Here is an 11,483-nt window from a genome sequence, read left to right as displayed (position 1 = left end):
ATTCCTCCACATCACCCAACACCTCCGCACCCTCATCCCCTCCCTCAAATCCCCCTCCGCACCCCCTGCCTCCTCCGCTCCCCTTCCCCCACACCCCACACCCCACACCCCACACCCCATCCCCCCATCCCTCTCCACCTACGACGCATCCACCTGGGTCGGTCGCCACCCCCTCATCGCCACCCTCACCCAAAAACTCCGCACCCCCCTCCGCATCCTCGCCATCATCGGCATCACAGGCATCGGCAAAACCGCCCTCGCCGAACGCTTAGTGGTTGATCACCTCTCCCCTGCTCCCCCCTCTCCCTCCGCCCCCCCTGCCCCCTCCTCATCCCCCACTCCCCACTCCCCACTCCCCACTCCCCATTTCACCCGCCTTAACTTCGACGATCGCGCCCTCCCCCACGACTTCATCACCGCCGCCACGACCCTGCTGCCCAAACTCGGACACTCCACCACTCCCGACGACCAGAAAGATCCCCAGCGGTTGCTGGCGCGTCTGCTGCAAATTTTGCGCACCACGCCCTACCTGGTGCAGATCGACTCCCTCGAAATGCTGCTGGAAGGCGACGACGAACAAGGCTGGACGACCTTTAAGGACGAGCTATGGCTGTCTTTCTTCCAGCAACTGCTGGCAGGAGACGACTGCCAGAGTCAGTTCATCCTCACCTCCCAGGCATTACCCGAAGCGCTGGAGATTGCCGCCGATCGCTATCCCCGTTGCTGGCACCGTCAGGAGTTGGACGGACTCAGCGAGACCGAACAGCTAGAGATCTTTCAGAAAAATGGGCTGGAGCCAGATGCGATCGCGATCGACTACCTGAAACGGCTCGGCAAACTGTACGCCGGACATCCCCTCGTCCTCCAGGTGATTGCCAAAGACATTCTCGATCGCCCCTTTCACGGCAATGTTCTCCAATACTGGCAGCGCTACCAGGCAGAATTTGATGCCCTGGAGCGCGATCGACCCCACCGACGCAATGCCCCGCGCGCCCTGCAACTCCGCGTCATGCAGCGAGTCGAGCAATCCTTGCAGCGCTTACCTGTGGATGCCCGCAACCTGCTCTGCCGCAGCGCCGTCTATCGTCGTCCGGTGCCCGAAACCTTCTGGCTGGCAATGCTGGCAGACCTGCCCGAAGACCGTCAGTGGAATGCCCTGGAGGTGCTGAAGTCTCACAACCTGGCAGAGGAAGAATTGGACGTAGGCACCAACCATGCCGTGCCCCTCCTGCGCCAACACAACCTGATCCGGCGCGTGGCAGGCGATCGCATGCAAGCTGCCCCTACCGCCTGGAACGATGCCCACCGCACCGCCGCTCACCTCTGGCAGACCGCCTACGAACCTGCCCTCGATGCCCCGAATCTGGAAACCCTACGCGGCTCCCTGGAGGCATTCCACCACTTCTGCGAACTAGAGGACTGGACAGCCGCTAGCAACATCATTCACAAGCAGGAATTTCGCGTTCAACTACTCACCTGGAACTGCTACCAGGAAATGATTGCCCTTGCCAGTCGGCTTTTAGGTAAAGCCGCGCCGCGCACAGAACTTATTTGCTTAAGAATGCTAGGCAATGCTGCTAAAAATCTGAGCAACTATGCTCAAGCAATTGAATATCACCAGCGAAGTGCAACAATCGCACGAGAAATTGGCGATTGCTACGGAGAAATGGCTGCACTGGGCACTCTGGGAAATGCTTACCGCTCTTTGGGCAACTACCCGCAGGCGATCGAGTCCCATCAGCAACAGTTGACCATTGCCCGCGAAATTGGCGATCGCCACGGAGAAATGGCTGCACTGGGCAATCTGGGACTTACTTACGATTCTCTAGGCAACTACCCACAGGCGATCGAGTCCCATCAGCAACAGTTGACCATTGCCCGCGAAATTGGCGATCGTCACGGCGAAGGCGCTGCACTGGGCAATCTGGGCAATGCTTATCAATCCCTGGGCAACTACCCGCAAGCGATCGAGTCTCATCAGCAAGCTTTAGTTATTAGCCGAGAAATTGGCGATCGCTTAGGGGAAGCGCAGGACTTAGGCAGTCTGGGTATTGCTTATGATGCTCTGGGCAACTATCCGCAAGCGATCGAGTACCAGCAGCAAAGTTTAATTATTAGACGCGAGATTGGCAATCGGCAGGGCGAAGGTAGTGCACTGGTTTATTGGGGCGCAACGTTGCTCAAGCTTGAGCAGTATACAGACGCTCAACCCCACTTACAAGCATCCCTGGAGATTTTCAAAGCGCTGGGCGACAGAGCAAATGAAGCGGAAGCCTGCTTGAGGTTTGCAGAACTCCATCACAAAACAGGTCAGCCCGATCGGGCGCGCGAGTATTGCGATGCAGCGTTGGCACTTGCGATCGAGTTAGGCATTCCTCTGGTCAAAGATTGTGAGGCATTGAAGGTGGAAATTGAGCACGAGGGGCTTAGATCCCCGACTTCTGATTAAAACGAAGCAATCAAGCCTGCCCGTTGTAGAAGTCGGGGATTTTTCCGTCAGTTCTAGAAGGTAAAAATTGAGCATCATGAAAGCAGCACCCATCAAGGAGAACCGTGAGCCATGAGCCTTTCACAAGCACACTACATCGTCGATGCCGACGGCAACAAAACGGCAGTCGTTCTCTCGATTGAACAGTACGAGCAATTACTCGAAGATTTGCACGATCTAACCGTCGTTGCTGCACGTCGAGATGAAACGCCGATTAGCCTGAAAACAATGAAACATCGCCTTAGTTAAAAACGGAGAGTCGAGGCAAAAGGATAGAGCATTGTCAAAAAAGAAATTTCGCAAATCAGTTGACAGCATTCGATGGCAAATTGAAAATCACCACCAGAAAATTGCCAGTGAGGCAGAAAAGCCAGTTCCCGATGAAAATCTCATCAAATACTGGCGTAAAGAAATTGCAGGTTTAGAGAAAAGTCTAGCGAGAGCAGAAAAACGATTGAGGCGAGGCACATGATTTCTAAAATCGAACAATCCATAAACGTCAACCCAACCCTTTCTACATTGCTGAATGAACTTGGTGAAGAATGTGAAAAGGTATTGTTTTTGCTCACTCAGCTCAAGCTTTCCAGCCTAACGGATGATCAAAAAGGAGACATTCTCGCTGAACTCACAGGTGCAGTGACTCATTTGCACGTCCACACCGAAGACCTACCAGCACTCATTGAAGATGAGATTTTAGCCCTACCAGATGAGTGACCTTTAGTGTATGAACACCTTAAAATCAGACCTTGCTTTGTTGAGTGAGGAGCGGTTCATTCGTTTGGCTAGAATCAGTAGCAAGTGCGCGACTGGTGACCTCAAGGATACGTTTGGCTGACTGTTCTTTGCGCTCACTGTAGCGATCGGTCAGGTAATCTACTTGTTCACGCAGTAGCAGAGTGAACTTGTAAAGTTCTTCCATCACGTCAACCACGCGATCGCGGTAGGGCGAATCCTTCATCGTACCGTCCTGATTGAACTCTTGATATGCCTTTGCTACAGACGATTGATTGGGAATGGTGAACATCCGCATCCACCGCCCCAAAAGTCGCAACGTGTTAACTGCATTGAACGATTGAGAACCACCGCTTACTTGCATTACGGCTAAGGTTCTGCCTTGTGTGGGGCGCACTGCTCCAATACTCAACGGAATCCAATCAATCTGATTTTTCATAATGCCGGAGATTTGCCCGTGCAGTTCTGGGCTACACCAAACTTGCCCTTCCGACCACAGGCTCAAGTCTCGCAACTCCTGCACTTTAGGATGGGTATCAGACACACTGCCGTAGATGGGCAACTCACGTGGGTCAAAAAACTTCACCTCTGCCCCAAATTCCAGCATGATGCGGGCGGCTTCCTCTGCCACCAGACGACTGTAGGAGCGATCGCGCAACGAACCATACAAAAACAAAACGCGAGGGGGATGATCAAACGTTTTCACGTGATGATGCTCCTGCTAACGCTCGTAGAAAAGTCGTCTGTGCCTCTCGCAATTCGAGATCGGGGTTTGCGATCGCAATGGTTTGCATTGCCTCGTCGTAAGATAAACCAGATTGAATCAAGTACGCCGCGAGCATCGTCCCTGTTCGCCGTTTGCCGTTCGTGCAATGAATAGCAACCCCATTACCCAGATAATTTTGTTGGTCAATAAAAGTTTGTACATCCTGAATTTGTTCCTGACTGGGTGCGGTGCCGCCTTTAGTGGGTAGCCACAGGCAAGGAATGTCAGCCTGTTCATACACATCCAGGTTAGATGGATCGTCCAGTACAGATACGATCGCGCCAATGCCACTTGCTTGCAACGCTGGAAGCTCGTCTGCTGTGGGTTTGCGAATGCCTGCCAGTTTACCGGGAAGTACCCACCAAACATTCTCTGCAATGGGTTGAATCACTTGCTGTTCCATTGGTTTCAACCTTCCATCAAAACTAGAGGGATTGTGCCGCCTTCTCCGGAAAATAGCGTTTCTCCAACCAGAACGCCACATTCACCAGACCAATGAGCACGGGCACTTCCACAAGCGGTCCTACTACAGCCGCAAATGCCGCACCCGAATTAATGCCAAAGACTGAAATGGCAACCGCGATCGCCAGTTCAAAATTGTTGCCAGCAGCGGTAAACGCGACGCTTGCAGCCTGGGCATAATTTGCCTTAATGCGCCACGCCATGTAAAAGCTGGTCAAAAACATCAGCACGAAGTAAATGATCATCGGGATAGCAATTCGCACCACATCCAGCGGAATTTGCACAATCAAATTTCCTTTGAGGCTGAACATGACGACGATCGTAAACAGCAAGGCAATCAGGGTGATGGGACTAATTCTGGGTACAAACTCCTCGTGATACCAGGTTCTCCCTTTCGCCTTCACCAAAAAGAACCGGGTGAAATAGCCAGCCAGAAAAGGAATACCAAGATAAATGAACACGCTTTTGGCAATTTCGGCAATGCTCACATTCACTGTACTGCCCTGTAAGCCAAACAGCGGCGGCAAGATAGTGATAAAAAACCAGGCAAAGGGGCTGTAGAAGATGACTTGAAAAATGCTGTTGAAGGCAACTAAACCAGCCGTGTATTCTGTATTGCCTCGCGCCAGGTCACTCCATACGACAACCATTGCAATGCAACGGGCTAACCCAATGAGAATGAGTCCCACCATGTATTCCGGGTAGCCACGCAGGAAGGTGATTGCTAACAGAAACATCAGGATCGGACCGATCGCCCAGTTCTGAAGCAAAGATAAGCCTAAGATCTTGCCGTTACGAAACACATCGCCTAACTCTTCGTAGCGCACCTTTGCTAACGGTGGATACATCATCAAAATCAAGCCGATCGCAATGGGAATATTTGTCGTTCCCACCTGAAACTGATTAATCAACGCATCAACAGATGGAACGAAGTAGCCGATCGCAACTCCGATCGCCATTGCCAGAAAGATCCACAGAGTCAGGAAGCGATCGAGGAATGATAGTTGTTTTGCAAGGGGTTGCGGTTGAGAAGCTGCCTGCCTCATAGATGCCTCAATAGAATAATTCGTGGCTGTGTGATGACGATGGTGAAAACCGATCAGGTAATATCGATCGGCTCAACCCGCAGGCTGATCGGCAGATGTTGAAGTTAGTGTGGCTATCAGCTTCACCACGCGCTCTTTCACCTCATCGCGCACTCTAGGAAAGCTTTCTGGTTGCTCTGCCGGATCGTCTAATTGCCAATCTTCAAAGACCTCTCGCAACACCCATTCGGTTGGCAAGTTCACACCACAACCGCACAGCGAAATCACGATGTCAAAATCGTCTGGTTTGAAGTCGCTCAATGGCTTTGAAACCTGGTTTGTGATATCGATGCCAACTGCGTTCATGGCGGCGATCGCCCCTGGATTGATTTGACTGGCTTCCAGCCCAGAGCTAGTCACATTGATGGCTCCTGCACCAAATGTTTTGGCAAACCCCTCTGCCATTTGCGATCGGGCAGAGTTCTTCTTGCAAACGAACATGACGCGCTTCATCAAAACGGACTCCTGCTATGACTACTTCAGCCAACATTGAATCAAGAAAAATTGATGTATTTGCCAAAACGAACCGCAATGTGATGAAAAGATAGCTTTTGTTATCTAAGCCAGCGCTACTTCAACTTGGTTTAGACGAACCTGGTTCAATAGCCATTTTGCGATCATGCCCTGAGCTAAGAGCTTGCTAAAAAATAACTGCACACTTTTTGATCAGCTATCAGCTTTTCGCTGACGGCTACAGACCATGCTGTTTCTGTACAACTCCTAAGGCATTCTCAAAATCAACATGACAGGCGATGGACAGTTCGCACGATCGCAACCTGAACGCCGCGATCGCCAGTTGCATTTCGGAGTGCTTTAAACACTACACTTCCATCATTTCAAATAAAATTGATTTGTCAAGTGATTTTTCGTGTTGATTAGTCAAGTAAGGCTAGGAAATGGTGATCAGCGATCGTCCTTACAAGGGCGTGCAGGCAGCATGGGGCTGAAGCGACGGAACTCTGCCAGATATTGTTCTAAGGCAACAAATTGAGCGAGATCAAGGCTGTAATAAATCCAACGTCCTTCTTGCCGACCTCTAATCAATCCCGCTTCTTTCAGGTTCTTGAGGTGAAACGACAGCTTTGATTGGGTTACGCCTAGAATCTCGCACAAATCACAGACGCACAGCTCCTTTTCACGCAGCAGCTCGATCGTTTTGATTCTGAGTGGCTCGGAGAGGGCATGAAAGCCTAAAACAATTTTTTCTGATGCAGTAGTGGCGATCGAAGTCATCAACTTTATTGAAGCGATGCCTCATTGTAGCTAAAAGTGGTTGGCTGCAATGCGACTACGGACAAAGCCAAGAGCATCAGGTCGAACGGGAAATTCGCTCAATCATTAGGGTTGAGAACTCGAAACATCGAGCGTTTTGCTTTAACGGTCAAATCTAGGCGAAAGAGAAAGCGGTCTTCTGGAACGCAGGCGATTGCCACTTTTGAAGCCACTTTTGAAGTCAGTTAGAAAAAATCCCAGCAAAAGGGGGAAGTCGCTGCCCAGGCGCTGTCGAGATTTGCTAGCAAGCTCCGATCGCCCTCTACCTCAAGTTCTCCAGTCCACAGCAAATCACGCGATCGTCGAAAGCCGCAAAATAACTCAGTTAAATGCTCGATCGACGTTGTGATAACGGTTGAGGCAGGCTGAGACGCTGGATGCATTTTCCCATCTGCAAAGTCAGCGGTAATAGTGCGATCGTCCAGGATGGGATCGGTAAGCTGAAAGGTCAGTTTGAATGACGAGTGAGCAGCGATCGGGCGTAAGCGAAATGCCGCTTCCAGATCAACCAAGCGCCACATAAAACCAGCATTGATTGTGCCAAAACGATGCGTCCAGCCAAACTCAGACGGCACTGATAGTAAGGTAGGGTCACGTCGCTGTTCGCGCAGCAGATGGGGAAACGGATCGTCCGCGTACGTGTTCCAGACGATCGTGGAAACCTGGTCACGCAACGATGCTAAAAAGCCCAAAATGCCTCGATAGGCGGCAGGCGTAGTGGCAACCCATTCCTGCACGATCGCCGCAAGTATGTTCTGCGGTGGTTCCAGTCGAGCAAACTGCACCACGACATAACCCAACGGCTCTCCTGCTTCGGCATAACAGTAAATTTCTCGTCCGGTGACAGGCTTTACACGAGACTGCCACTGCCAATCCCACCGTTTTAACCAACCGTTGTGCTGCAACGCCTGCCTCTGGTAAATTGCTTGCAGCATTGGCTCGTGCTGAAACGGATCATAGGGGACGATGTGCGATCGCTCTGTGTAACCCGGCAAATGGCGTGCAGCAACGCGATACTGGTGCGATCGCCCCACCCATGCCCAACCCAACTTGCGATAAAAGCCATGCTGAAAGGGATAGAGCATCATCAAAGGAAGCTGTTGTGCCTGTCCCGTTTCAAGTGCATGTTCCACCAGCAACTGTGCCAGCCTTTTCCCCCGAAAGTGAGGCGCAACTGCTACGGCTGAAATGCCCATTGCAGGCAGCACCTGCCCTTCAAAGCAAATGCCCAGACGTAGCTGAGCGTAGCTGCCCACTGCAAGCCCCGTCATTCCTTGTTCGGCAATAAAAAGTGAGCGATCGGGCAAATCCAACCCCTGCCCATACCATTCCCGCTCAATTTCGGCATTGGTACTTAACGGTGCAAAGGACAGGCGATCGAGGTTCACAATCTGCGCTAAGTCGCCAGCCTCAGCAGGACGAAGGGTAATTCCGGGTAGTTGGGTCATACTCAGCACTCAGTGAACTGGGGCACTGCTTAAGAAAGTTTGTCGCGCGCACTTCAGAAAGATACACTCAAAATACACTCGACTGATTGTTGAGAGCACCACATCACAGCGTTAGAAATCTTTCAGTTTCCACTCATGTCGGCTCAAATCACGTTACAAGTCAACGGTGAACTTCGCACCTGTGACTCCAAAACTTCTCTACCCATTTTTTTAACGCAGCTTGGCTTAAATCCCCGTCTCGTCGCGGTGGAATACAACGGCGAAATTTTGCACCGTCAGTTCTGGGAGCAAACCGAAATGCAGACGGACGATCGCCTGGAGATTGTCACGATTGTAGGTGGTGGCTAGAAGAAGGCAGAAGGCTGATAGCTGATAGCTGATAGCTGACCGCTGATAGCTGATAGCTGACCGCTGATAGCTGACCGCTGATAGCTGAAACCCAGTTTTGCTGCTGCCGACGTAAGCTAGAACTAGCGGCTATCAATGAGGTTCTGATGGAAGTTGGTGTTCCCAAAGAGACGAAGGATCAGGAATATCGAGTGGGGTTGAGTCCTAATAGTGTGCGGAGCCTGACCGATCGGGGGCACACCGTCTTTGTCGAAACGGGTGCGGGCGAAGGCTCTGGCTTTACTGACGATGAGTATCTCCAATCGGGTGCAAAGCTGGCATTACAGGCGGCAGAAGCCTGGGATCGCGCTCTGGTTGTGAAGGTGAAAGAACCCCTACCAGCCGAGTATTCGTATCTCCAAAAAGAACAAACGCTGTTGACCTATCTCCATCTGGCAGCCGATCGCACCCTCACTCAAGCACTGTTGGATTCTGGCACTACGGCGATCGCCTACGAAACGGTTGAACTGCCTGACAAGCGCCTGCCGCTTCTGGCTCCGATGAGCATCATTGCCGGACGATTGGCGGTGCAATTTGGTGCACGCTTTCTAGAGCGGCAGCAAGGCGGTCGTGGGGTGCTTCTCAGCGGTGTTCCTGGCGTGAAGCCTGGTCAAGTCGTGATTTTGGGTGGTGGCGTTGTGGGTACTGAAGCTGCCCGCATTGCCGTTGGTATGGGTGCCCAGGTGCAAATTTTAGATGTGAATGTCGATCGCCTTTCCTATCTGGAAACCCTGTTTGGCTCCAGAGTCGAGTTACTCTACAGCAGTGCCAGCCAGATCGAGGCTGTTGTGCCCAAAGCCGATTTGCTGATTGGTGCCGTGTTGGTACTGGCAAAAAAAGCGCCTGTACTCGTTTCGCGTCAGGTCGTGCAGCAAATGCGCCCCGGCTCCGTCATTGTCGATGTAGCAGTTGATCAGGGTGGATGTATCGAAACCGTGCGATCGACCTCGCATTCTCACCCGACCTATGTTGAAGCAGGCGTGGTGCATTATGGGGTACCCAATATGCCTGGAGCGGTACCGTGGACATCGACACAGGCACTCAATCACTCCACGCTACCTTACGTGCTGCAATTGGCAAATGAGGGAGTGGGAGCGCTCGATCGCAACCCTGCACTTGCTCATGGGCTAAACGTTCACCAGCATCAGCTAGTGCATCCAGCCGTACAAGAGGTTTTTCCAGATCTGATTTCTCTTAGTCGGTGTTGAGCTATCAGCTACAAACTCAAGGCTGACCGCTGATTAAATCTCAGTCCGCAAAGCAGTTAGCGTCCATTTCTTGTAGCGCTGACGGTTGAGGCAACCCCGACTGTAGGTCACCTCTTGCCCGCTGCCCGCAGTGAACTGTACGCACCATTCGCGCTGGCTGTGCTGCCAGTAGCCGACGGCTGTCCCAGCCATCAATACGCCCAAGCCAGTCGCAAGGAGAATGAGCTTCTTTTTTACGGTTGATGGTTTCATTGCCACAGAGTACCCAACTTGAGCGACGGCTTTCACCTAATCTAAGCTAAAAATTGATTAGTTCATCAATCAAATCCTAGAGAATGGTATGACTCAAGCTTCTAGCTTTCCCTGGTATTTCACGATCGACGATCGCCCCGTCAAAGTCATCGCTACTCCGAGCGGTGGCATGGATGTGCTGATTGCCAATCCAGCAACCGGAAAACTCGAACGCGATATGGAGTACCTCGCCTACTGCTTTGAACCAGGCAAGAATGTACAACGCCTTTCAGAAGCAGAGTTCAACGCTCGTGTCGCATCATTGCGCGATCGCAAAACCGATGTTTGAATAGTGCCCTTGTGTGATCAACCTGTCTCTGGTGCGATCACTCGGTGCCTTGCCAACGAACCATGTAATCAGCGATAGAATCTGAATAGCTCACCACCAGCAAACTTTCCTGCCCCTTGTCTTACCCCTCTGCTTATTTGCTCATCGCTCACGGGAGCCGCGATCCACGTCCTCAAGAGACAATGGCTATACTCGCTGAGCGCTTTGCTCAAAAAATCTCCTACGCTGGCTTAGAGCCTTTAGCCACTGCGAGAGTAGACGGCGCGATCGTCGAAGAACGCGTCGCAACCGAAACTGCCGTCTTAACGCCTCCTCATCAAGGTGCAGCATCTGAGCATGGACAACCGCCAGTCGGCACAGCCTATCTAGAATGTCATTCCCTACCCTTACACCAGCAAATTGAGCAGTTTAATCTCGCGTTACAGGCATCCTTCGGCACCGAAAGCGCTGGCATTGCAAAGCCTTACAGACTTGTGATTCTGCCACTCTTTCTGTTGCCCGGTGTGCATGTCATGGAAGATATTCCACAGGAGATCGCGCTGGCACAACAAGCGCTAGGAGCGTCGATCGAGCTTGACCTCCGTCCCGCGATCGGTTCTCATTCTGGACTACACCGTTTGGTGACAGAATGCATGGCAACGCAGCCCGTCGAAGCGTGGATCTTGCTAGCGCATGGTAGCCGTCGCCTGGATGCCAACCAACCTGTAGAAGAGTTGGCAGAGCGTTTGGGTGCTATATCTGCCTACTGGTCTGTGCCGCCTAGTCTTGAATCCCGCTTGCAAGCACTGTCGCAGCTTGGCATTCGCCATGTCGGGATTCTGCCCTATTTCTTATTTGCTGGCGGCATTACCGATGCGATCGCCCAAACCGTTCAAACCCTCTCCCAGCAATTTCCAGCCCTCAAGCTGCACCTTGCCCCACCCCTCGCCGCAAGTTCAGAATTAACAGATCTGCTTATCGATTTGGCACAGGATGAAGGAAGACAGTAGAAGGCAGAGGAAGCAGGGGAGGCAGAGGGAGCAGGGGAGGCAGAGGGAGCAGGGGAGGCAGAGGGA

Annotated in this window: 15 protein-coding genes; 8 read left to right on the top strand and 7 right to left on the bottom strand. The window is 52.0% G+C overall.

Annotation, left to right across the window (positions count from 1 at the left end):
- The 4 genes from AC5JO6_RS27070 to AC5JO6_RS27055 all read left to right on the top strand — a co-directional run.
- On the top strand, window positions 1-2,449 hold a 2,449-nt coding region (locus tag AC5JO6_RS27070; protein ID WP_496084157.1), incomplete at its 5' end, for a tetratricopeptide repeat protein.
- A gap of 111 nt (window positions 2,450-2,560) precedes the next feature.
- On the top strand, window positions 2,561-2,737 hold the full coding sequence (locus AC5JO6_RS27065; RefSeq protein WP_496084156.1) for a RelB antitoxin-like protein: 177 nt from the start codon (window positions 2,561-2,563) through the stop codon (window positions 2,735-2,737).
- A 31-nt stretch (window positions 2,738-2,768) separates the two neighbouring features.
- Complete coding sequence (locus AC5JO6_RS27060) at window positions 2,769-2,960, top strand: hypothetical protein (RefSeq protein WP_496084155.1); 192 nt, start codon at window positions 2,769-2,771, stop codon at window positions 2,958-2,960.
- The gene (locus AC5JO6_RS27055; RefSeq protein WP_496084154.1) at window positions 2,957-3,202 is read left to right on the top strand and encodes a hypothetical protein; all 246 of its coding nucleotides are present in this window, start codon (window positions 2,957-2,959) and stop codon (window positions 3,200-3,202) included. Before AC5JO6_RS27060 ends, AC5JO6_RS27055 begins: the two co-directional genes overlap by 4 nt.
- A 25-nt stretch (window positions 3,203-3,227) precedes the next feature.
- Here the strand turns inward: AC5JO6_RS27055 and arsH are convergent, their stop codons facing one another.
- The 6 genes from arsH to AC5JO6_RS27025 form a co-directional block, all read right to left on the bottom strand.
- Entirely contained in the window at window positions 3,228-3,926 is a 699-nt protein-coding gene (gene arsH, locus AC5JO6_RS27050) for an arsenical resistance protein ArsH (protein WP_496084153.1), read from the bottom strand.
- Window positions 3,913-4,389, bottom strand: coding sequence for a phosphatase domain-containing putative toxin (locus AC5JO6_RS27045; RefSeq protein ID WP_496084152.1), 477 nt, complete (start codon window positions 4,387-4,389; stop codon window positions 3,913-3,915). Before AC5JO6_RS27045 ends, arsH begins: the two co-directional genes overlap by 14 nt.
- Before the next feature lie 22 nt (window positions 4,390-4,411).
- Window positions 4,412-5,494, bottom strand: coding sequence for an ACR3 family arsenite efflux transporter (gene arsB, locus AC5JO6_RS27040; protein ID WP_496084151.1), 1,083 nt, complete (start codon window positions 5,492-5,494; stop codon window positions 4,412-4,414).
- A 72-nt stretch (window positions 5,495-5,566) separates the two neighbouring features.
- Window positions 5,567-5,986 (bottom strand): arsenate reductase, glutathione/glutaredoxin type, encoded by a 420-nt coding sequence (arsC, locus tag AC5JO6_RS27035; RefSeq protein ID WP_496084150.1) that lies wholly within the window; start codon window positions 5,984-5,986, stop codon window positions 5,567-5,569.
- Between the two features lie 450 nt (window positions 5,987-6,436).
- Window positions 6,437-6,766: an ArsR/SmtB family transcription factor gene (locus tag AC5JO6_RS27030; RefSeq protein WP_496084149.1), complete on the bottom strand. Its 330-nt coding sequence runs from the start codon at window positions 6,764-6,766 to the stop codon at window positions 6,437-6,439.
- Between the two features lie 224 nt (window positions 6,767-6,990).
- Window positions 6,991-8,253: a GNAT family N-acetyltransferase gene (locus tag AC5JO6_RS27025; protein WP_496084148.1), complete on the bottom strand. Its 1,263-nt coding sequence runs from the start codon at window positions 8,251-8,253 to the stop codon at window positions 6,991-6,993.
- Window positions 8,254-8,388: 135 nt separating this feature from the next.
- Here AC5JO6_RS27025 and thiS point away from each other — a divergent pair, with 135 nt between their 5' ends.
- Window positions 8,389-8,601 carry a sulfur carrier protein ThiS gene (gene thiS / locus AC5JO6_RS27020; RefSeq protein WP_496084147.1) on the top strand — a complete coding sequence of 71 codons (213 nt, stop codon included), beginning with the start codon at window positions 8,389-8,391 and terminating at the stop codon, window positions 8,599-8,601.
- A gap of 146 nt (window positions 8,602-8,747) precedes the next feature.
- On the top strand, window positions 8,748-9,848 hold the full coding sequence (ald, locus tag AC5JO6_RS27015; protein WP_496084146.1) for an alanine dehydrogenase: 1,101 nt from the start codon (window positions 8,748-8,750) through the stop codon (window positions 9,846-9,848).
- Window positions 9,849-9,881: 33 nt separating this feature from the next.
- Here the strand turns inward: ald and AC5JO6_RS27010 are convergent, their stop codons facing one another.
- Window positions 9,882-10,100 (bottom strand): hypothetical protein, encoded by a 219-nt coding sequence (locus AC5JO6_RS27010; RefSeq protein WP_496084145.1) that lies wholly within the window; start codon window positions 10,098-10,100, stop codon window positions 9,882-9,884.
- A gap of 88 nt (window positions 10,101-10,188) precedes the next feature.
- On the opposite strand from AC5JO6_RS27010, the gene AC5JO6_RS27005 reads away from it, so the two are divergent.
- Together AC5JO6_RS27005 and AC5JO6_RS27000 are read left to right on the top strand one after the other, a co-directional pair.
- Window positions 10,189-10,428 carry a hypothetical protein gene (locus tag AC5JO6_RS27005; RefSeq protein WP_496084144.1) on the top strand — a complete coding sequence of 80 codons (240 nt, stop codon included), beginning with the start codon at window positions 10,189-10,191 and terminating at the stop codon, window positions 10,426-10,428.
- A 116-nt stretch (window positions 10,429-10,544) separates the two neighbouring features.
- On the top strand, window positions 10,545-11,417 hold the full coding sequence (locus AC5JO6_RS27000) for a sirohydrochlorin chelatase (protein WP_496084143.1): 873 nt from the start codon (window positions 10,545-10,547) through the stop codon (window positions 11,415-11,417).
- The last annotated feature ends 66 nt before the right edge of the window (window positions 11,418-11,483 follow it).

It is taken from the genome of Tildeniella sp. (assembly GCF_059505325.1).
Note: the sequence above shows the minus strand (reverse complement) of the source record. Positions and strands in the feature narration are given on the sequence as shown.

What these genes read in the sequence shown, in the direction of transcription:
- AC5JO6_RS27010 (WP_496084145.1), bottom strand. Translation starts at nt 10,100, where the DNA reads ATGAAACCATCAACCGTAAAAAAGAAGCTCATTCTCCTTGCGACTGGC.
- AC5JO6_RS27025 (WP_496084148.1), bottom strand. Translation starts at nt 8,253, where the DNA reads ATGACCCAACTACCCGGAATTACCCTTCGTCCTGCTGAGGCTGGCGAC.
- AC5JO6_RS27005 (WP_496084144.1), top strand. Translation starts at nt 10,189, where the DNA reads ATGACTCAAGCTTCTAGCTTTCCCTGGTATTTCACGATCGACGATCGC.
- AC5JO6_RS27065 (WP_496084156.1), top strand. Translation starts at nt 2,561, where the DNA reads ATGAGCCTTTCACAAGCACACTACATCGTCGATGCCGACGGCAACAAA.
- ald (WP_496084146.1), top strand. Translation starts at nt 8,748, where the DNA reads ATGGAAGTTGGTGTTCCCAAAGAGACGAAGGATCAGGAATATCGAGTG.
- arsC (WP_496084150.1), bottom strand. Translation starts at nt 5,986, where the DNA reads ATGAAGCGCGTCATGTTCGTTTGCAAGAAGAACTCTGCCCGATCGCAA.
- AC5JO6_RS27045 (WP_496084152.1), bottom strand. Translation starts at nt 4,389, where the DNA reads ATGGAACAGCAAGTGATTCAACCCATTGCAGAGAATGTTTGGTGGGTA.
- AC5JO6_RS27030 (WP_496084149.1), bottom strand. Translation starts at nt 6,766, where the DNA reads ATGACTTCGATCGCCACTACTGCATCAGAAAAAATTGTTTTAGGCTTT.
- arsB (WP_496084151.1), bottom strand. Translation starts at nt 5,494, where the DNA reads ATGAGGCAGGCAGCTTCTCAACCGCAACCCCTTGCAAAACAACTATCA.
- AC5JO6_RS27055 (WP_496084154.1), top strand. Translation starts at nt 2,957, where the DNA reads ATGATTTCTAAAATCGAACAATCCATAAACGTCAACCCAACCCTTTCT.
- thiS (WP_496084147.1), top strand. Translation starts at nt 8,389, where the DNA reads ATGTCGGCTCAAATCACGTTACAAGTCAACGGTGAACTTCGCACCTGT.